Here is a 19607-nt window from a genome sequence, read left to right as displayed (position 1 = left end):
ACAGAACCCCGACCGCTGCGAGACGGCCGGGGTCCAGCTCATGGCAGGGTCAGCTGGTCGTCACGGCGGTGTCGTCGAGGACGAAGCTGGTCTGGAGGGAGGAGTCCTCGACGCCGCTGAACTTCAGCGTGACGGTGGAGCCGGCGAAGGAGGACAGGCTGAAGGACTTCGCGACGTATCCGGTGGCCGCGTTGAGGTTGGAGTAGGTGGCCAGGGTGGTCGATCCGGCGGTGACCGTCAGCTTGTCGTAAGCCGTGCTGGTGCTGGTCTCCGCGGTGTCGACGTGCAGGTAGAAGGTGAACGTCGTCCCGGTGCAGCCGCTCGGGATCGTCACCGACTGGGACAGCGTGTCGGTGTGGGTCGAGCCGTAGCCGTCGAGCCAGGCCTTGTACGAACCGGTACGGGCCGCCTCACCGGTGTCGTTGGTGATGACACCGCTGCTCGCCGTCCAGGTGGTGTTCCCGGACTCGAAGCCCGCGTTGCCCAGCAGCTGGGTCGAGGTGCAGCTGCCGCCGCCGGAGGTGCTGACCGTCCAGGTGAAGGAGGCCGAGCCGGAGGCGCCGGTGGAGTCGGTCGCGGTCACCGTCACGGCGTAGGTGCCGGCGGTGGACGCGGTGCCGGAGATCAGCCCGGTCGAGCTGCTGATCGACAGGCCGGTCGGCAGCCCGCTCGCGCTGTAGGTGAGGGTCGCGCCCGCGCTGTCCGAGGCCGAGATCTGCAGGCTGGCCGTGGAGCCGGTCGCCGTGGACTGGCTGCCCGGGTTGGTGACGGTCACCGTGTTGCCCGTGGTGGTGCCGGAGGTGAAGGCGGCGGTGCCGTCCGGGGTGCCCCAGCCGGTCGGGCCGTCGTAGCCGGTGCCCGCGGTGCAGAAGTACGAGGTCGAGCAGGTGCCGTTGTTGCCGCTGGTGACGTCGTACAGGTTGCTGGTGTGGGAGTAGGGGTACTTCGCCGGGTAGTCGCTGGAACCCGGGGTGCCGGCCAGCGCGTAGACGCCCGCGATGATCGGGGACGAGGCGCTGGTGCCGCCGTAGACCGCCCAGCCGGAGCCGCCGTAGGTGTCGTAGACGGCCACGCCGGTGGCGGGGTCGGCGACCGCGGAGACGTCGGCCTCCATGCGCTTGGTGCAGCCCGTGTCGGTCTGCCAGGTCGGCTTCGCGTCGTAGGCGGAGCAGCCGGAGCCGCCGCCCTCGGTGCTGCTGGTCTTCCACACGGACTCGGTCCAGCCGCGGGTGTTGGACGACGTGGACAGCGCGGTGCCGCCGACTGCCGTCACGTACTGGGACGTTGCCGGGTACTCGGCGCCGTAGGCCTCGTCACCGGAGGAGACGGTGATCGCGACGCCCGGGTGCTTGAAGTACGAGGTGTCCTCGCTGGTCTGCGAGGAGGACTCGGAGCCGCCCCAGCTGTTGGAGACGAACTTCGCGCCCAGGGCGACGGCCTCGTTCTCGGCGGTGCCGAGGTTGGCGTCGGTGGCCGAAGTGGCCTCCACCAGAATGATGTTGCAGTTCGGGCAGACCGCGCTGACCATGTCGATGTCGAGCGCTTCCTCGCCCGCCCAGCCGGTGTCGTTCGTCGGCAGGGAGGTGGTGGAACCGGTCTGGCTGACCTGCTTGAAGCAGCCGCTGGCCACCGTGCAGGCCGACAGGCCGAAGTTGGAGCGGTAAGTGGCCAGGTCCGAGGCCGCGTTGGGGTCGTTGTACGCGTCCACCACGGCGACCGTCATGCCGGAACCGCCGGTCGAGGGCAGCGCGTACGCGCTGTGCAGGTTGGCCGGGCTGAGCCCGGACACCGCGGCGGCCGCGTCCGCGTGCACGGCGGAGGCCAGTTGCTGCTTGATGTCGGTGCGCCGCTGGGCGAAGCAGGCCGCCGAACCGGGGGCCGCGGTCGCGCACAGGTGCTCGGTCGGCACCTTCTGCCCGGCCTTGCCGGTCGAGTGGACGGCCTGGGCCGCGGGGGCGGTCAGGGCCTTGGAGTTCTGGGTGACCTTGGAGGCCTGAGCGGACTGGACGGCCGCGTGGGGGGCGGGCTGCGCGTCGGCGGGGGAGGCCGCCACGAGCCCGAAGACGCTGAGGGTGAGGGCGGGGATGGCGGCGGTCAGCAGTCTTCGCAGACTCCGTCGGGGCTTTTCACGCATGGGGTACTGCCTCCGTCTTGGAGTGGGGTTCCTCGGCGTGGTGGCAGGCCTGTGACGCGCGTAGCGGCGGCGGTCGACATCGTCATGGGCATGACACTTTGAGCGTCCTGTGGGGCCACTGATGAATGACATGAACAGGACGGGCAGAACGTAGCCGGGGCGACGAGACCGCGAACAGACGCGCCCCATGAACTTTGCCGCTCCATAGAAACTCCATGGACGGCCCATGGAAGCTCCATGGGCCGTCCGCGAAGTAAGAGGCAGATAAAGGGGACTGGTGGTCCTCTAGGGGGTCTAGAAGTCCTCGTCGAGGTCGACCGTGCCCTCCACGGCCACCTGGTACGCCGACGGGCGGCGCTCGAAGAAGTTGGTCAGCTCCTGCACACCCTGCAACTCCATGAAGGAGAAGGGGTTTTCGGAGCCGTAGACCGGCGCGAACCCGAGCCGCTGCAGCCGCTGGTCCGCGACGCACTCCAGGTACTGGCGCATCGAGTCGGTGTTCATCCCCGGCAGACCCTCACCGCACAGGTCGCGCCCGAACTGCAGCTCCGCCTCGACGGCTTCGCGCAGCATGTCGGTCACCTCCTGCTGGAGCTGGTCGTCGAAGAGTTCCGGCTCCTCCTTGCGCACGGTGTCGACCACCTCGAAGGCGAAGCTCATGTGCATGGTCTCGTCGCGGAACACCCAGTTGGTGCCGGTGGCCAGACCGTGCAGCAGACCCCGGCTGCGGAACCAGTAGACGTACGCGAACGCGCCGTAGAAGAACAGCCCCTCGATGCACGCGGCGAAGCAGATCAGGTTGAGGAGGAAGCGGCGGCGGTCGGCCTGGGTCTGGAGGCTCTCCAGCTTCTCGACCTCGTTGATCCACTTGAAGCAGAACTCGGCCTTCTCGCGGATGGAGGGGATGTTCTCCACCGCGTCGAAGGCGGCCGCCCTGTCCTCCGGGTCGGGGAGGTAGGTGTCGAGCAGCGTCAAGTAGAACTGGACGTGCACCGCCTCCTCGAAGAGCTGACGGCTCAAGTAGAGCCGCGCCTCGGGGGAGTTGATGTGCTTGTACAGGGTCAGCACGAGGTTGTTCGCCACGATCGAGTCACCCGTCGCGAAGAACGCGACCAGCCGGCCGATCATGTGCTGCTCACCTGGGGTCAGCTTCGCGAGGTCGGCGACGTCCGAGTGGAGGTCGACCTCCTCGACGGTCCAGGTGTTCTTGATCGCGTCCCGGTAGCGCTCGTAGAAGTCCGGGTAGCGCATGGGGCGGAGGGTCAGCTCGAAGCCCGGGTCGAGAAGGTTCTTGGCTTCGGTCGTCATTACTGGCAGGCCTCGCAGGACTCGGGGTTCTCAAGGGAGCAGGCGACCGCGTCTTCGTCGGGGGTCAACTGCTGTACCGGGATGGGGGTTTGGGCCTGGGCCTGGGCCGCGCGGGCGATCCTCGTCGCCGGGCGGGAGCGCAGGTAGTACGTCGTCTTCAGGCCCTGCTTCCAGGCGTACGCGTACATCGAGGAGAGCTTGCCGATCGTCGGCGTCTCCAGGAACAGGTTCAGGGACTGGGACTGGTCCAGGAACGGGGTGCGGGCGGCGGCCATGTCGATCAGGCCGCGCTGCGGGATCTCCCAGGCCGTGCGGTACAGGGCGCGCACGTCCTCCGGGATCCAACTGAACGCCTGCACCGAGCCGTTGGCCTCGCGCAGCGCCTCCCGGGTGCGGGCGTCCCACACGCCGAGCTGCTTCAACTCGTCGACCAGGTAGGAGTTGACCTGGAGGAACTCGCCGGAGAGGGTCTCGCGCTTGAAGAGGTTCGAGACCTGCGGCTCGATGCACTCGTAGACGCCGGCGATGGACGCGATGGTGGCCGTGGGGGCGATCGCCAGCAACAGGCTGTTGCGCATGCCGGTTTGGGCGATACGTTCCCGCAGGGCCGACCAGCGCTCGGGCCAGGTCAGTTCCACGTCGTAGTGGTCGGGGTGCAGGATGCCCCGGGCGGTGCGGGTCTTCTCCCAGGCCGGTAGCGGGCCGTTGCGCTCGGCGAGGTCGGCCGACGCCTCGTACGCGGCGAGCATGATGCGCTCGGCGATCCGGGTCGAAAGCGCCTGCGCCTGCGGGGAGTCGAACGGGACGCGGAGTTTGAAGAAGACGTCCTGGAGGCCCATCGCGCCCAGGCCGACCGGGCGCCAGCGGGCGTTGGAACGGCCCGCCTGCTCGGTCGGGTAGAAGTTGATGTCCACGACACGGTCGAGGAAGGTGACCGCCGTGCGGACCGTCTCGTCCAGGCGCTCCCAGTCCAGCTCACCATCGGCGACGAACGCGCCCAGGTTCACCGAACCCAGGTTGCAGACCGCCGTCTCGCCGTCGTCCGTGACCTCCAGGATCTCCGTGCAGAGGTTGGAGGAGTGGACCGTGTGGCCCGGCTCGGCGGTCTGGTTGGCGGTGCGGTTGGCCGCGTCCTTGAAGGTCATCCAGCCGTTGCCGGTCTGTGCGAGGGTGCGCATCATGCGGCCGTAGAGATCACGGGCCGGGATGGTCTTCTTCGCCAGCCCCGCGGCTTCCGCCTTGCGGTACGCGGCGTCGAACTCGTCGCCCCACAGGTCGACCAGCTCGGGCACGTCGGCGGGGGAGAACAGCGACCACTCGCCGTCGGCGTTCACCCGGCGCATGAACTCGTCCGGGATCCAGTGCGCGAGGTTCAGGTTGTGCGTACGGCGGGCGTCCTCACCGGTGTTGTCGCGCAGCTCCAGGAACTCCTCGATGTCGGAGTGCCAGGTCTCCAGGTACACCGCGGCGGCACCCTTGCGCCGGCCGCCCTGGTTCACCGCCGCCACCGAGGCGTCCAGCGTCTTCAGGAACGGGACGATGCCGTTCGAGTGCCCGTTCGTGCCGCGGATCAGCGAACCCCGGCTGCGGATGCGGGAGTACGACAGTCCGATGCCACCGGCGTGCTTCGAGAGGCGGGCGACCTGGTGGTAGCGGTCGTAGATGGAGTCCAGCTCGTCCAGCGGGGAGTCGAGGAGGTAGCAGGACGACATCTGGGGGTGCCGGGTGCCGGAGTTGAAGAGCGTGGGGGAGGACGGGAGGTAGTCCAGGCGGCTCATCAGGCGGTAGAGCGCGGCGACTTCGTCCAGGGCGCGGGTCGAGTCGTCCTCGGCCAGGCCGCTCGCCACGCGCAGCATGAAGTGCTGGGGGGTCTCGATGACCTTGCGGGTGATCGGGTGCCGGAGCAGGTAACGGCTGTACAGGGTGCGCAGGCCGAAGTAGCCGAAGCGGTCGTCGGCGCCCTCGTCGAAGGAGGCGGCGATCAGCGCGTCCAGGTGCGCCGCGTGCAGCGTCGCGAACTCGGCGGTGCGGTCCGCGATGAGGCCCTCGCGGTGGCCCACGGCGACGGACTCGGTGAACGTCGTGACGCCCTGGGAGGCGGCCTCGGCGGCGATGCTGACCGTCAGCAGCCGGGCGGCGAGGCGGGAGTAGACCGGGTCCTCGGAGATGAGGCCGGCGGCCGCCTCCGTGGCCAGCTCGCGCAGTTCCGCCACGTCCGCGTGCGCGGACCGGCCGCGCAACGTGGCGGCGGCGACCCGGCCGGGGTCGGCGTCGGGGAGGTCGGCGGTCAGCTCGGTCAGGGTCCGCAGGATCGCGGTACCGGGACCGTCGGCTCCGGGAACGGCCGTTCCGGGAACGTCGGTTCCGGCCACGATCGTGTCGGTTGCCCGGTTCGCTGATGCCGGCTCTGCTGGCGCGATGGTCACGGTGGGGCTCTCCCTCGCTCGGCACGGGGCCTCGCCGAGGGCAGGCGGCAGTACACGAGCGCACGGGGCGTCGCGTCCACCGGCCCACTCCACGAGGCCCGGACGTCATGCGCCCTGGCCGGGTGGCCGGACGCGAGCTGTCGGCAGGTCCTCGGACTGACCATGCGTGCATATGCACGTAAGTACACCGTTGCGGGACAGTTCCGGATTCGCACCGGATTCCCCTGCGGCGACAGCGAGCACGAGCATACATCTTGTGCTCGCCTGTCACGTCACCACCAGATGTTGTGTCGCGCCTGTTTCAGAGCGTCAACTCATAGGTGAGGAGAGTGATGTCGTCGAGCTCCGGCAGGGGAGTCCAGTCGCGGTCGGGGGTGCGGGTGAAACCCAGGCGTTCGTAGATGCGGTGGGCCGCGTGCATGGTGCGTTGGGTCGACAGGACTACGGCCGTGCAGCCTTCCGTCGCTCGGGCGCGGTCGACGCAGGCGCGGACGAGGGCCTCGCCGGCGCCCTTGCCGCGGGCGTCGCGGGCGATCGCCAGCATCCGGATCTCGGCCTCTCCGGGTTGCGCGATGTCGGCCATCGGGCCGCCGGACGGGACGAAGGTCACTCCGCCGAGGAGGCGGTCGCCGTTCAGGGCGACCAGTACGTCGGCTGCGGCTGCCCGTTTTGCTACGGCTCTCAACTCACCGAGGTATTCGTCGCTTTCGCCGAAGTCGAGGAGGCCGTCCTGTAGGTAGGCCTGTGCGGTGATCTCGCCGAGGGGTTCGTATTCGGTGGGTTCTGCTTGCCGGATGAGGATGTCCATGCGGGTGAGTGTGCACGAAGAGCGGGCCGCCGAGGGGGGTGCTCTCGGTGGCCCGCTGCGGGTTCGTTGTGGCTGGTCGCGCAGTTCCCCGCGCCCCTAGGGTGACTTAGTGGCCGGCGATTACAGGGAGCTCCTCCTTCACTCCCGGGTCGCCCGCGTCCGCCGTGTAGTCGGCCGGGTTTGTCTCGTCGGTGCCCTCCGGGGCCTTGAACGCCCTCAGGGCGAACGTCAGGACCACCGTCACCACCACGTTCATCACGAACGCCGTCAGGCCGATGTAGCCGATCTCGCCGATGCCCGGGATCTCCTTGGAGGAGCCGCCGAAGTGGTCCTGGGTCGGGGAGGCCACGCCGTAGGCCGCGAGGGTGCCGTAGATCATGCCGACTGCCCAGCCGGTGAGGAGGGCCCAGCGGTGGGGCCAGCGGGTGAAGAGGCCGCCTACCAGGGACGGGAAGGTCTGGAGGATCCAGATGCCGCCCAGGAGCTGGAAGTTGATGGCGACCGTCTTGTCCATCGTGAGGACGAAGGCGAGGGCGCCCACTTTCACCAGGAGGGAGACGATCTTGGAGACCTTTGTCTCCTGGGCCGGGGTTGCGTCGGGCTTGATGAAGTCCTTGTAGATGTTGCGGGTGAAGAGGTTCGCCGCCGCGATGGACATGATCGCCGCGGGCACCAGCGCTCCGATGCCGATCGCCGCGAACGCCACGCCCGCGAACCAGTCCGGGAACATGTTCTCGAAGAGCTGCGGGATCGCCAACTGGCCGTTGGTGACCTTGACTCCGGCCGCGATCGCCATGAAGCCGAGCAGCGCGAGCAGGCCCAGCATCAGTGAATACAGGGGCAGGATCGTGGTGTTGCGGCGGATCACGTTGCGGCTCTTGGAGGAGAGCGTCGCCGTGATCGAGTGCGGGTACATGAACAGGGCGAGTGCCGAGCCCAACGCCAGGGTGGCGTACGTCCATTGGCCCGCCGGTGCGGGGACCAGTCCGCCCGCCCCGGCCGCCTTGAACTTGGCGCCCGCCGCGCTGAAGATGTCGTCGAACCCGCCGAGCTTGATCGGGATGTAGATGATCGCCACCGCGATGACGATGTAGATCAGGCCGTCCTTCACGAACGCGATCAGCGCGGGTGCGCGCAGGCCCGAGGAGTAGGTGTACGCCGCCAGCACCGCGAACGCGATCAGCAGGGGCAGGTCCTTCACGAACCAGTTGGAGTTCGCGCTGCCGCCCACGCCCATGACGTCCAACACGGCCTGGATGCCGACCAGTTGGAGCGCGATGTACGGCATCGTCGCGAGGATGCCGGTGATCGCCACCGCCAGCGACAGCCCCTTGGAGCCGAAGCGGCCGCGCACGAAGTCCGAGGTCGTCACGTATCCGTGCTTGTGCGACACCGACCAGAGGCGGGGGAGGAAGGTGAAGATCAACGGGTAGACGAGGATCGTGTACGGCACCGCGAAGAAGCCGGCCGCGCCCGCCGCGTAGACCGCCGCCGGGACCGCCACGAACGTATACGCGGTGTAGAGGTCGCCGCCGAGCAGGAACCAGGTGACCCAGGTGCCGAACGACCGTCCGCCCAGGCCCCATTCGTCGAGGCTCTGCTCGTTGTCGGCCCGGCGCCAGCGTGCGGCCAGGAAGCCCAGGGCCGTGACGGCCAGGAAGAAGAAGATGAAGACGCCGAGGGCGACGCCGTTCACGCCGTCGTTCACCGGTTGCCTCCGTGGCGGGTGCGCTGGTCACGCTGCCAGAGCTTGTAGGCGGTCATCGTCAGCGCCGTCGAGATCAGCACCCAGAGCATCTGGTACCAGTAGAAGAACGGGACGCCGATGAACGTGGGGTCGATCTTGGTGTAGGAGCCGACCCAGAGCAGCGCCACGAAGGGCGCGAACAGGCAGACGGCGATGACCACGCGGACCGGTGTCACGACCGGTGCGGCTGCGGGCGGTGCCACTTCGGGCGGTACTTCCGGCACATCTGACATATCGCGGCTCCGTCACCTTTGATGATCCCCTGTGTAATGCGGAGGCAATCTAGGTCACGGCGTCGCGCGAGCGGAAGACCTCGTCCGTATATCGGCATGTCGATTCTGTGAAGACGTGACATCGGTGTCAAAGACAGGCCGACCAGGGTCAACAGCAGCGGAAACCCTGGCGCGGGTCGGCCTCCTGGCGGGCCGTCCGCATGCGTTCGAAGTCACGGCGGTCGGGGACCTCCGCGTCCGGGTGGTTCCGGCGTACGTGCGTGACGTATCGGTCGTACGCCGACTCGTCCGTCAACTCCCGGACGTACCACCGCACTCCACCGATCGCCCGGCTAGCCGCCCGTATCAGCGCCGACCGCATCGCGCGCCACCTCCTCCTTCTCCTCCCGGGTCGGGATCAGCCCGGCCGGTGCCACGATGTGCGACTCGACGTACGGCGTCTCGCTCAGCGTGGAGAGCGCGGGGCGGCGGATGTGTCGAACACAGACGCGGAGGGCGTCCGCGATCACGACCACGACGAGCACCGCGAGAATGGCCGAAAGCACCCCGTCCACCGTGGAGTTGGTGACGACGGTGTGCATGTCGTCCATGGACTTGGCCGGCGGCAGGACCTTGCCCGCGTCGATCGCGTCCTGGAACACGGACCGTTGCTTGAAGAAGCCGAGTTTCGGGTCGCCGGAGAACACCTTCTGCCAGCTCGCGGTGAGGGTGACCGTCGCGTCCCAGGCGAGCGGAATCCCGGTGATCCAGGCCCACTTGAGGCGTCCGGACTTCACTAGGAGGGTGGTGCAGACGGCCAGCGCGACGGCGGCGAGGAGTTGGTTGGCGATGCCGAAGATCGGGAAGAGCTGGTTGATTCCGCCCAGGGGTTCGTGGACGCCGACCCAGAGGAAGTAGCCCCAGAGCGCGCACACGATCGCGCTCGTCAGGGCCAGGCCCGGGCGCCAACTCACGTTCCTGAAAGGCCGGTAGACGTTCCCGAGCATGTCCTGGAGCATGAACCGGCCCACCCGCGTACCCGCGTCCAGTGCGGTCAGGATGAACAGCGCCTCGAACATGATCGCGAAGTGGTACCAGAAGGCGCGCAGGCTCCCGCCGGTGACCTTGGAGAAGATCTCCGAGACGCCGACCGCGAGGGTGGGCGCACCGCCGGTGCGGGACAGCAGGCTCGCCTCGTCGACGTTCTTCGCGGCCTGCGCGAGGTCGGCGGGGGAGATGTGATAGCCCCAACTGCTCACCACCTGCGAGGCGTTCTGCACGGTCGTGCCGATCGCGCCCGCCGGGGCGTTCATCGCGAAGTACAGACCCGGGTCGATGATGGTCGCGGCGACCAGGGCCATCACGGCGACGGACGACTCCATGAGCATGGAGCCGTAGCCGATCATGCGGATCTGGGTTTCCTTCTGGATCATCTTCGGGGTCGTACCGCTGGAGATGAGCGAGTGGAAGCCGGACAGGGCGCCGCAGGCGATCGTGATGAAGACGAAGGGGAAGAGCGAACCGGCGAAGACCGGGCCGTTGCCGTGCCTGGCGAAGTCGGTGACGGCGGGCATCTTCAGGGCGGGCAGGGCGACGACGACGCCTATCGCCAGCAGGCCGATCGTGCCGATCTTCATGAAGGTGGAGAGGTAGTCGCGCGGGGCGAGCAGGGTCCAGACGGGGAGGATCGAGGCGACGAAGCCGTACGCCACCAGCCAGATCACCAGGGTCGAGGGCGCGAGGGTGAAGGTGCCGGCCCAGGACGACTCGGCGACCCAGCGGCCCGCGACCAGGGCGAGCAGCAGCAGGGCCACGCCGATGAGGGAGACCTCGGAGACCCGGCCCGGGCGGAGTACCCGTAGATAGAAGCCCATCAGCAGGGCGATCGGGATGGTCATGCCGATGGAGAAGGTGCCCCAGGGGGAGGAGGCCAGCGCGTTCACGACGACGAGGGCCAGCACGCCGAGCAGGATGATCATGATGGCGAAGGTGGCGATCAGCGCCGCCGCGCCGCCGAACGGGCCGATCTCCTCGCGGGCCATCTGCCCGAGTGACCTGCCGTCGCGCCGGGTTGAGAAGAACAGCACCACCATGTCCTGGACCGCGCCCGCGAAGACGACCCCGGCGATGATCCAGATCGTGCCGGGCAAGTAGCCCATCTGCGCGGCGAGTATGGGTCCGACGAGCGGTCCGGCGCCGGCGATCGCGGCGAAGTGGTGGCCGAGCAGGACGCGGCGGTCGGTGGGGTGGTAGTCGATGCCGTTGTCGAGGCGCTCGGCCGGGGTGGCTCGGGTGCCGTCGACCTTCAGGACCTTGTACGCGATGAACTTCGCGTAGAAGCGGTAGGCGATGGCGTACGAGCCGAGCGCGGCGGCGACCATCCAGGCGGCCGACACGTTCTCGCCCCGCGCCAGCGCGAGGACGGACCAGCCCGCGGCGGCGACGAGCGCGACGAGGGTCCAGACGACGATGGTTCGGACGTTCGCGGTACGCACCGGGGAGTCCTCCCGTCCATGCGGCGACGGGAGGAACGTAGAGCAACCTCGGTAACTCCGTAAGTCCCTTAGTCCTGTGGGCGCTTGAGTCGCGCCACGAACTTGTACCTGTCCCCCCGGTACACCGACCGCACCCACTCCACCGGCTTGCCCTCCTTGTCGAGGGAGTGGCGGGAGAGCATCAGCATGGGCAGGCCCACGTCGGTGCTGAGGAGGCCGGCCTCGCGCGGGGTAGCCAGGGAGGTCTCGATGGTCTCCTCGGCCTCGGCGAGATGGACGTCGTAGACCTCGGCCAACGCGGTGTAGAGGGACGTGTACTTGACCAGTGACCTGCGCAGCGCGGGGAAGCGCTTCGCGCTGAGGTGGGTCGTCTCGATGGCCATCGGTTCGGCGTTGGCCATGCGGAGGCGCTCGATGCGCAGGACCCGGCCGCCGGTGGTGATGTCGAGCAGGTCGGCGAGGGTGTCGTCGGCGGTGATGTAGCCGATGTCCAGGAGCTGCGAGGTGGGTTCGAGGCCCTGGGCCCTCATGTCCTCGGTGTACGAGGTGAGTTGGAGCGCCTGCGAGACCTTCGGCTTGGCGACGAACGTGCCCTTGCCCTGGATGCGCTCCAGTCGGCCCTCGACGACCAGTTCCTGAAGAGCCTGGCGGACCGTGGTGCGCGAGGTGTCGAACTCCGCGGCCAGGGTGCGCTCGGGCGGGACGGGCGTGCCGGGCGGCAACGTCTCCGTCATGTCCAGCAGATGCTTCTTCAGGCGGTAGTACTTCGGCACGCGCGCGGTACGGACGGTAGCCCCACCCTCGTTCTCCGCACTGCTGACGTCGGTGCTCATGCTCCGCCTTCCCGGCTCCGGACAAGGGTCACTTGGTGATCCCCTCTGTATACCGTCGCCGTCTCTTTTGGTCTAGTCCACAGCGCCAAGTGGTCTAGCGGACGACAGTACTCCGGCACCGTTGTTTTCGCTGCCTTCTTACTTAAAGGTTCCTGCATATGTAGGTCGCATAACGGCTGGTCAGGGGTGTTTCGGGGGCTCTTGACAGGCCTTGTGGTCTGGTCCAAGCTCCCGGTACTGGTCTACACCATTGGTTCAGGTCCCGGCCCTTGGGCGGGAGGTGTGGCAGGCATCCCTGAGGAGGGTGGCGTGAAGCGCAAGCTCATAGCCGCGATCGGTATCGCGGGCATGATGGTCTCCATCGCGGCGTGCGGGGGCAACGACGACAAGGGCTCTTCGAACAGCGGCGCCGACGCCAAGGAGCTGACCGTCTGGCTCACCGTCGACGCGCAGAACAACTGGCCCCAGCTGGTGAAGGCGGCCGACGCGGCCGTGCAGAAGGCGCACCCCGGCGTCAAGATCAAGCACGAGTACTACGGCTGGCCGGACAAGAACACCAAGCTCGACGCGGTCCTCGCCACGGACAAGGCCCCCGACGTGGTCGAGATGGGCAACACCGAGATGCTGAGTTACATGGTCAAGGGCGCCTTCGCACCCGTCGACCCCGCCAAGTTCACCAACTCCTCCGCCTGGCTCGACGGCCTCAAGGCCTCGGTCACCTACGACGGCAAGACCTACGGCGTCCCGTACTACGCCGGTGGCCGCGTCGCCAACTGGCGCAAGGACATCGCCGCTTCGGTCGGCGTCAAGGCGCCCCCGACGACGTACGCCGAGCTGACCGCCGACCTGGACAAGATCCAGAAGAAGGAAGGCAGCAAGTTCAGCGCCTGGTACCAGCCCACCCGTGACTGGTATGCGGCCATGTCCTTCGTCTACGACGCCGGCGGCGCCATCGCCACCCAGTCCGGCAGCGACTGGAAGGCCAGCCTCTCCTCGCCCGAGTCCATCAAGGGGCTCACCGAGTGGAAGTCGGTCATCGACAAGTACATGCACGGCGACAAGACCAAGGACGAGTCCGACCGTTACATCGTGTACGGCCAGGGCAAGGCGTCCATGATCTTCGCCGCCGCGTGGGAGGGCGCGACCGCCGCCGACCCGAAGAACGACAAGACGGGCGGCAAGCTGAAGACCGACCTGGTCAACTTCGTGATGCCCGGCCCGTCCGGCAAGAACATGCCCGTGTTCCTGGGCGGTTCGGACCTCGCCATCCCGGTGAAGTCCAAGGCGCAGGCGCTCGCCGCCGAGTGGATCAACGCCTTCACCGGTCCGTCCGGCCAGAAGGGCCTGATGGCCAAGGGCAACCTGCCGAACAACAAGACCGACCTCGCGACGCTGAAGAGCGACCCCGCGACGGCGGTCCCGGCCACCGCGGCCGAGTCCAACTGGTTCGTCCCGATGGCACCGGGCTGGGGCCAGGTCGAGAAGGCCCAGGTCCTGCAGACCATGCTGCAGAACATCGGCACCGGCAAGCAGTCGGTGGCGGACGCCGCGAAGGCCGCGGACACCGCGATCGACAAGGTCATCAACACCAAGTGATCTGAATGCAGGGCCCTGTTGACGTACAGGGCCCTGCATCTCGTACGGATTCCGCGCGTTGGCGCATTCCCGTACGAGGTACGGCCGTACGACCTGAGGGATCGCTGAGGAGCCCGCGATGAGTGCCGACACGACCACCCCCGCCAAGGTGCCGCCGCCGCGGCACGCGCCACCACCGGGCGTCCCCACCGCTCCCCGCAGAAAGCGGACGTCGAGAGGGGCCGGGATCCCCTGGCTGCTGCTCGCGCCCTGTCTGCTCATCCTCGCCCTGGTCATGGGCTATCCGCTGGTCCGGCTGGTCACCCTGTCCTTCCAGTCCTTCGGGCAGTCCCAGCTGTGGGGCTTCAAGTCCGCCGAGTGGATCGGCTTCGACAACTTCTCCGGGATCCTCGGCGACGGCGAGTTCTGGGGCGTCGTCGTCCGCACGATCGTCTTCGCGGCCGGCTCGGTCGTCTTCACGATGGTCGCCGGCATGGCCCTCGCCCTGCTCCAGCAGAAGGTCTCCGGCTGGGTGAAGACCCTCATCAACGTTGTCCTGGTGGCCAGTTGGGGCATGCCGGTCATCGTCGCGACCACCGTCTTCAAGTGGCTCTTCGACTCGGACTACGGCGTCTTCAACGCGCTGCTCAGCAAGTTGCCCGGCGTCGACATGATCGGCCACAACTGGTTCGCCAGCGGACCGCAGGGCCTCCTCGTCATCATGCTGCTCGTGGTGTGGGGCGCGGTGCCCTTCGTCGTCATCACGCTCAGCGCCGGACTCACCCAGGTTCCCCAGGAGTTGGAGGAAGCGGCCCGCCTCGACGGCGCCGGCGCCTGGGGCGTCTTCCGGTACGTCACGCTGCCCATCCTCAAGCCGATCATCGTGATGCTCACGACCCTGTCGGTGATCTGGGACATGGGCGTCTTCCCCCAGGTGTTCGTGATGCGCGGCGGCCACCCCGAGGCCGACTTCCAACTGCTCAGCACCTATTCCTACGACCGTGCCTTCGTCGTCAACGACTACGGACAGGGTTCTGCGATAGCCCTGGTCACGGTGGTGCTGCTGCTCGGGGTCGTCGCCGTCTACATGCGTCAGATGCTTCAGATCGGAGAGGTCGAATGAGCGCGCTCACGACCGATGCGCCCAAGACATCGGGCGGGGGCCGCCGTAGGCCGAAGCTGGGCTGGAACCTTCTCGGCCTGCTCGTCTTCGTCGTCGTCGGCTTCCCCCTCTACTGGATGCTCGACACGGCGTTCAAGCCGGCCAAGGACGCCATCGACCCGGACCCGAGCCTGCTGCCCACCGGCATCACGCTCGACAACTTCCGCCGGGCGCTGGACATCGCCGACTTCTGGGGCCCGGTCGGCCGCAGCCTCATCGTGTCCCTGTCGGTGGTCGTGATCGGCGTCGTCGTCGGCCTGCTGGCCGCGCTCGCCATCTCCCGGTTCGCCTTCCGCGGCCGCAAGATCGTGATCGTCGGCATCCTCGCGGTCCAGATGGTCCCGCTGGTCTCGATGATCATCCCGGTCTTCCTGCTGCTGAACGACCTCGACCAGTACGACAAGCTCTCGGGCCTGATCATCACGTACCTGACCTTCATCCTCCCGTTCACGGTGTGGACCCTGCGCGGCTTCATCGTCAACATCCCGAAGGAGCTGGAGGAGGCGGCCATGGTCGACGGCTGCTCCCGCACCGGCGCCTTCATCCGGGTCGTCTTCCCCCTCCTCGCCCCGGGCATGGTCGCCACCTCGGTCTACGGCTTCATCCAGGCCTGGAACGAGTACCTGTACGCCCTGATGCTGCTCAGCCAGGAGCACCAGACGGCGACCGTCTGGCTCGGCAACTTCACCACCAAGCACGGCACCGAGTACGCCCCGATGATGGCCGGCGCCACCATGATGGCCGTGCCGATCGTCGTCCTGTTCCTCATCGTCCAGCGCAAGATGGCCGCGGGCCTGACCGCGGGCGCTGTGAAGGGATAACACCACCGATGACGACACTCGCCAGCGGTACCGACACCCTGACGCGCGACGCCCTCACCGTCCTGCAACCGGGCTTCCCCGGCACCACGGCCCCCGACTGGCTGCTGCGGCGCCTCGGCGAAGGCCTGGCCTCGGTGGGCCTGTTCGGCCGCAACATCGCGTCCCCCGAGCAACTCTCGTCGCTCACCGCCCAGTTGAGGTCCGAACGGGACGACGTCCTGGTCGCGATCGACGAGGAGGGCGGCGACGTCACCCGCCTGGAGGCCCGCACCGGCTCCTCCTTCCCGGGCAACCACGCCCTGGGCGCGGTGGACGACGTGAACTTGACCAGGGAGGTGGCCCACGAGCTGGGCCGCAGACTCGCCGCCTGCGGAGTGAACCTCAACTGGGCCCCCTCCGCGGACGTCAACTCCAACCCCTCCAACCCGGTCATCGGCGTCCGGTCCTTCGGCGCCGACCCGGAGTCGGTCGCCCGGCACACGGCGGCCTACGTCACCGGCCTCCAGTCGGCGGGCGTCGCCGCCTGCACGAAGCACTTCCCGGGCCACGGCGACACGGCGGTCGACTCCCACCACGCCCTCCCGCGCATCGACGCCGATCTGCCGGTCCTGGAGCGACGCGAGCTGCTCCCGTTCCGCGCGGCCATCGCCGCCGGCACCCGCGCGGTGATGAGCGCCCACATCCTGGTCCCCACCCTGGACCCGGAGCACCCCGCCACCCTCTCCCTCCGCATCCTCACCGACCTCCTCCGAGGCCAACTCGGCTACGACGGCCTCATCGTCACCGACGGCATGGAAATGCAGGCGATCGCCGCCACCTACGGCATCGAACGCGGCAGTGTCCTCGCGATCGCCGCCGGCGCCGACGCGATCTGCGTGGGCGGAGGCCTCGCGGACGACGAGACGGTACGACGGCTGCGCGACGCCCTGGTGGGTGCGGTGCGGTCGGGGGAGCTGCCGGAGGAGCGGCTGGCCGAAGCAGCGGAACGGGTACGGGAGTTGGCCCGGTGGGCGGCCTCGGCGTCGGCCACGGAGGAGGCCTCCAACACCGCATCGGATGTGACGCGCGTCGACATCGGCCTCGTCGCCGCCCGCCGCGCCCTCACGGTCACCGGCGCCGAGGACTTCACCCCGCTCACCGAACCGCCGTACGTCGCTCTCCTCACCCCCGTCGCCAACATCGCCGTGGGCGACGAGACCCCCTGGGGTGTGGCCGCCGAACTCGAACGGCTGCTGCCGGGCACGGAGACGGCCGGCTTCTCCGGGGACGACGCGGGGAGCGTGATCCTGAAGGCGGCCGGGACACGGCGCATCGTGGCCGTGGTCCGGGACGAGCACCGGCACCCCTGGATGACGGCTGCCCTCGACACCCTGCTGGCCGCCCGGCCCGACACCGTGGTGGTCGAGATGGGCGTCCCGCAGGCACCGCCCCGAGGCGCCCTGCACATCGCGACTCACGGCGCGGCCCGCGTCTGTGGCCACGCGGCGGCGGAGGTCATCGCCGGGGCGTGACCGTGAGCCGGGGGAGCGACCCCGACCCGGGGGAGCACCTCCGCATACACCGGTGCCGGGCCTTCCACGAGCGGGCCCGGCACCGGCATGTACAGATATGAGACTGGGTCAGATTCCTTACTGGTCAAGCGGGTTGAGGAACCCGGTCCTCAGATGCCCTGCCAGTCCGGCTTGTTGACGAACGTGTGCCGGAAATAGTCCGCGAGCTTCAGCTTGGACGCGGCGCCCTCGTCGACCACGACCGTCGCATGCCGGTGCAACTGGAGCGCCGACGCCGGGCACACCGCGGCCACCGGACCCTCCACGGTCGCGGCGACCGCGTCCGCCTTGCCCTCGCCGGTCGCGAGGAGGACCAGGTGCCGGGCCTCCAGGATGGTGCCGATGCCCTGGGTGATGACGTGGTGCGGGACCTGCTCGATGTCGCCGTCGAAGAACCGCGCGTTGTCCACCCGCGTCTGCTCGGTCAGCGTCTTGATCCGGGTCCGCGAGGCCAGCGACGAGCACGGCTCGTTGAACCCGATGTGCCCGTCGGTCCCGATCCCCAGCACCTGGAGGTCGACCCCGCCGGCCTCGCCCAGCGCTCGGTCGTACGCCTCGCACGCCGCCTGTACGTCCTCGGCGGTGCCGTCCGGCCCGGAGAAGGCGTCCATCCCGATCCCGAGCGGCTCCAGCACCTCGCGCCGCAGGACCGAGCGGTACGACTCCGGGTGCTCGGCGGGCAGCCCCACGTACTCGTCGAGCTGGGCGATCCGGGCCCGCGAGGTGTCCACGGATCCGGCGCGGACCTTGGCGGCGAGGGCTTCGTAGATGGGCAGCGGCGTCGACCCGGTGGCCACGCCGAGAAGGGCGTCCGGCTTGCGCCGGAGCAGCTGTGCCATGGCCTCGGCGATCAGCTCGCCGCCCGACTTGGCGTCCGGAACGATGACAACTTCCACGCTGGCCTGCCGTTCTGCAGAGGGGCTTCGAGGAGCCCGGAAGAGCTGTGTGGTTTAGACCAATCCGCGCACCAATCTAACAGAGGAGGCTCTTGCCTCCCAGAGTTCGCCCGCTGTCCGAAAACCGGTCACCGCCCAACAGAGGCGCACCTCCCGCAGACGGGGTGAAATGGACACCGCAGCACCGCCCCGACCGACCTCCGGAGGACCCCGCATGACCGCCACGACCCCGGCCCCCGACAGCGAACTCCCCGGCCGGATCATGGCCCGCGAGATGGCCGAACAGCCCGACGTCCTGCGCCGCATCCTGGACGAGGGCGCCCCGCGCATCCGCCAGGTCGCCCAGGAGGTGGCCGTACGCAAGCCGCGCTTCGTGCTGCTCACCGCCCGCGGCACCTCCGACAACGCGGCCCTCTACGCCAAGTACCTCCTGGAGATCCGCCTCGGCCTGCCCTGCGGACTCACCTCGATGTCCACCACCACGGCCTACGGCGCCCGCCCCGACCTGACCGACGTCCTCGTCGTCACCGTCAGCCAGTCCGGCGGCTCCCCGGACCTGGTGGCCTCGACCCGGGCCGCCCGCGACGCCGGCGCGATCACGGTCGCCGTGACCAACAACCCGGACTCACCACTGGCCGCCGTATCGGAGTACCACGTCGACATCATGGCGGGCCCGGAGAAGGCCCTCCCCGCGACCAAGACGTACACGGCCTCCCTGCTCGCCCTCTACCTCTTCGTCGAGGGCCTGCGCGGCGGCGACGGCGCGGCGGCCAAGGTGCTGCCCGACCTCGCCGAGCAGCTGCTCGCCCGCCAGGACGAGGTCCGCACCCTCGCCTCCCGCTACCGCTTCGCCGAACGCATGGTGATCACCTCGCGCGGCTACGGCTACCCCACCGCCAGGGAAGCCGCCCTCAAGCTGATGGAGACCAGCTACATCCCCGCGCTCGCCTACTCCGGCGCCGACCTCCTGCACGGCCCCCTCGCCATGGTCGACAACGTCTCCCCGGTCATCGCGGTCGTGACGGCCGGCAAGGGCGGCAGCGCCCTCCAGCCCGTCCTCGACCGGCTGCGCGGCCGGGGCGCCGACCTGGTCGTCATCGGCCCGGCGGGCCAGGTCGAGCAGGCCTCGGCCGGCTTCGTCCTGCCCGTCGAGGGCGTCCCCGAGGAACTCCAGCCGATCCTGGAGATCCTCCCGCTCCAGCTCCTCGCCTACGAGGTCACCATCGCCCGCGGCCAGGACCCGGACGCGCCCCGCGCCCTGGCGAAGGTGACGGAGACCCGCTGAGCCCGGGTCAGTGTTGGGGCCGCGGAAATTCCCATGACCAATCAGTCCCGCACAGGACCCGACACGGTTAGGCTCTTCAACGTCCTCCCAAGCATGGACACCGCATGTGGTCTAGTCCACAATGTGTTAAGGCGTAAGCCTCCGTCCTCCCCGCACAGGAGGACGGACCGAGGAACCGAGGCTCTCTGCCCTGACTGCCCCGGCTCCTCATCCATCGGCCGATCGGGACCGCACACCCCGTGGCCGTTGCTGCTCCGGGCTGCGGTGCCGAGAGGGCTGAGGGTCCCTCTCAGGCGCCGCGGCCCGCGGGTGTTTTTAGGACAGGTACAGACCGGCGGGTACGCTCGCAGACGTG

Annotated in this window: 15 protein-coding genes and 1 riboswitch; of the genes, 5 read left to right on the top strand and 10 right to left on the bottom strand. The window is 68.7% G+C overall.

Translation table 11 applies throughout. The features are described 5' to 3' along the window. Positions 1–49 precede the first annotated feature (49 nt). The 9 genes from ACIBK4_RS03625 to ACIBK4_RS03585 form a co-directional block, all read right to left on the bottom strand. Positions 50–2134 (bottom strand): putative Ig domain-containing protein, encoded by a 2085-nt coding sequence (locus ACIBK4_RS03625; RefSeq protein WP_398991717.1) that lies wholly within the window; start codon positions 2132–2134, stop codon positions 50–52. A gap of 294 nt (positions 2135–2428) precedes the next feature. Continuing rightward, entirely contained in the window at positions 2429–3442 is a 1014-nt protein-coding gene (locus ACIBK4_RS03620; protein WP_398991715.1) for a ribonucleotide-diphosphate reductase subunit beta, read from the bottom strand. Beyond that, complete coding sequence (locus tag ACIBK4_RS03615) at positions 3442–5868, bottom strand: ribonucleoside-diphosphate reductase subunit alpha (RefSeq protein WP_398991713.1); 2427 nt, start codon at positions 5866–5868, stop codon at positions 3442–3444. Before ACIBK4_RS03615 ends, ACIBK4_RS03620 begins: the two co-directional genes overlap by 1 nt. 124 nt (positions 5869–5992) lie before the next feature. Continuing rightward, positions 5993–6134: riboswitch (cobalamin riboswitch) on the bottom strand. 35 nt (positions 6135–6169) lie between these two features. Then, positions 6170–6676: a GNAT family N-acetyltransferase gene (locus tag ACIBK4_RS03610; protein WP_398991710.1), complete on the bottom strand. Its 507-nt coding sequence runs from the start codon at positions 6674–6676 to the stop codon at positions 6170–6172. A 106-nt stretch (positions 6677–6782) separates the two neighbouring features. Beyond that, positions 6783–8384 carry a monocarboxylate uptake permease MctP gene (mctP, locus tag ACIBK4_RS03605; protein WP_398991708.1) on the bottom strand — a complete coding sequence of 534 codons (1602 nt, stop codon included), beginning with the start codon at positions 8382–8384 and terminating at the stop codon, positions 6783–6785. Then, positions 8381–8656 carry a DUF3311 domain-containing protein gene (locus ACIBK4_RS03600; protein WP_398991706.1) on the bottom strand — a complete coding sequence of 92 codons (276 nt, stop codon included), beginning with the start codon at positions 8654–8656 and terminating at the stop codon, positions 8381–8383. Before ACIBK4_RS03600 ends, mctP begins: the two co-directional genes overlap by 4 nt. Positions 8657–8804: 148 nt before the next feature. Beyond that, on the bottom strand, positions 8805–9017 hold the full coding sequence (locus ACIBK4_RS03595) for a YbdD/YjiX family protein (protein WP_398991704.1): 213 nt from the start codon (positions 9015–9017) through the stop codon (positions 8805–8807). Continuing rightward, a complete protein-coding gene (locus ACIBK4_RS03590) occupies positions 8989–11130 on the bottom strand; it encodes a carbon starvation CstA family protein (RefSeq protein ID WP_398991702.1) in 2142 nt (713 codons plus the stop codon). The genes ACIBK4_RS03595 and ACIBK4_RS03590 overlap by 29 nt, the downstream gene beginning before the upstream one ends. A 68-nt stretch (positions 11131–11198) precedes the next feature. Beyond that, positions 11199–11963 carry a GntR family transcriptional regulator gene (locus ACIBK4_RS03585; protein WP_019072168.1) on the bottom strand — a complete coding sequence of 255 codons (765 nt, stop codon included), beginning with the start codon at positions 11961–11963 and terminating at the stop codon, positions 11199–11201. A 309-nt stretch (positions 11964–12272) separates the two neighbouring features. Between ACIBK4_RS03585 and ACIBK4_RS03580 the strand changes: the two genes are divergently transcribed. From ACIBK4_RS03580 to ACIBK4_RS03565, 4 genes are all read left to right on the top strand, one after another. Further along, a complete protein-coding gene (locus tag ACIBK4_RS03580; protein WP_398991699.1) occupies positions 12273–13559 on the top strand; it encodes an extracellular solute-binding protein in 1287 nt (428 codons plus the stop codon). A 118-nt stretch (positions 13560–13677) separates the two neighbouring features. After that, on the top strand, positions 13678–14661 hold the full coding sequence (locus ACIBK4_RS03575) for a carbohydrate ABC transporter permease (RefSeq protein ID WP_398991697.1): 984 nt from the start codon (positions 13678–13680) through the stop codon (positions 14659–14661). Beyond that, the gene (locus ACIBK4_RS03570) at positions 14658–15521 is read left to right on the top strand and encodes a carbohydrate ABC transporter permease (RefSeq protein ID WP_398991695.1); all 864 of its coding nucleotides are present in this window, start codon (positions 14658–14660) and stop codon (positions 15519–15521) included. The genes ACIBK4_RS03575 and ACIBK4_RS03570 overlap by 4 nt, the downstream gene beginning before the upstream one ends. 8 nt (positions 15522–15529) lie before the next feature. Further along, complete coding sequence (locus ACIBK4_RS03565; protein WP_398991693.1) at positions 15530–17032, top strand: glycoside hydrolase family 3 protein; 1503 nt, start codon at positions 15530–15532, stop codon at positions 17030–17032. Positions 17033–17181: 149 nt separating this feature from the next. Here the strand turns inward: ACIBK4_RS03565 and nagB are convergent, their stop codons facing one another. Then, positions 17182–17967, bottom strand: coding sequence for a glucosamine-6-phosphate deaminase (nagB, locus tag ACIBK4_RS03560; RefSeq protein WP_398991691.1), 786 nt, complete (start codon positions 17965–17967; stop codon positions 17182–17184). A 214-nt stretch (positions 17968–18181) separates the two neighbouring features. On the opposite strand from nagB, the gene ACIBK4_RS03555 reads away from it, so the two are divergent. Further along, positions 18182–19252 carry an SIS domain-containing protein gene (locus ACIBK4_RS03555; RefSeq protein WP_398991689.1) on the top strand — a complete coding sequence of 357 codons (1071 nt, stop codon included), beginning with the start codon at positions 18182–18184 and terminating at the stop codon, positions 19250–19252. Positions 19253–19607 lie beyond the last annotated feature (355 nt).

The organism is Streptomyces sp. NPDC050528 (assembly GCF_044457795.1).
GTDB lineage: Bacteria > Actinomycetota > Actinomycetes > Streptomycetales > Streptomycetaceae > Streptomyces.
Note: the sequence above shows the minus strand (reverse complement) of the source record. Positions and strands in the feature narration are given on the sequence as shown.

Excerpts from the sequence above, each read along its gene's own strand:
- ACIBK4_RS03555 (WP_398991689.1), top strand. The coding sequence starts at position 18,182 with ATGACCGCCACGACCCCGGCCCCCGACAGCGAACTCCCCGGCCGGATC.
- ACIBK4_RS03610 (WP_398991710.1), bottom strand. The coding sequence starts at position 6,676 with ATGGACATCCTCATCCGGCAAGCAGAACCCACCGAATACGAACCCCTC.
- ACIBK4_RS03570 (WP_398991695.1), top strand. The coding sequence starts at position 14,658 with ATGAGCGCGCTCACGACCGATGCGCCCAAGACATCGGGCGGGGGCCGC.
- ACIBK4_RS03585 (WP_019072168.1), bottom strand. The coding sequence starts at position 11,963 with ATGAGCACCGACGTCAGCAGTGCGGAGAACGAGGGTGGGGCTACCGTC.
- ACIBK4_RS03620 (WP_398991715.1), bottom strand. The coding sequence starts at position 3,442 with ATGACGACCGAAGCCAAGAACCTTCTCGACCCGGGCTTCGAGCTGACC.
- ACIBK4_RS03565 (WP_398991693.1), top strand. The coding sequence starts at position 15,530 with ATGACGACACTCGCCAGCGGTACCGACACCCTGACGCGCGACGCCCTC.
- ACIBK4_RS03600 (WP_398991706.1), bottom strand. The coding sequence starts at position 8,656 with ATGTCAGATGTGCCGGAAGTACCGCCCGAAGTGGCACCGCCCGCAGCC.
- ACIBK4_RS03575 (WP_398991697.1), top strand. The coding sequence starts at position 13,678 with ATGAGTGCCGACACGACCACCCCCGCCAAGGTGCCGCCGCCGCGGCAC.
- ACIBK4_RS03595 (WP_398991704.1), bottom strand. The coding sequence starts at position 9,017 with ATGCGGTCGGCGCTGATACGGGCGGCTAGCCGGGCGATCGGTGGAGTG.
- ACIBK4_RS03625 (WP_398991717.1), bottom strand. The coding sequence starts at position 2,134 with ATGCGTGAAAAGCCCCGACGGAGTCTGCGAAGACTGCTGACCGCCGCC.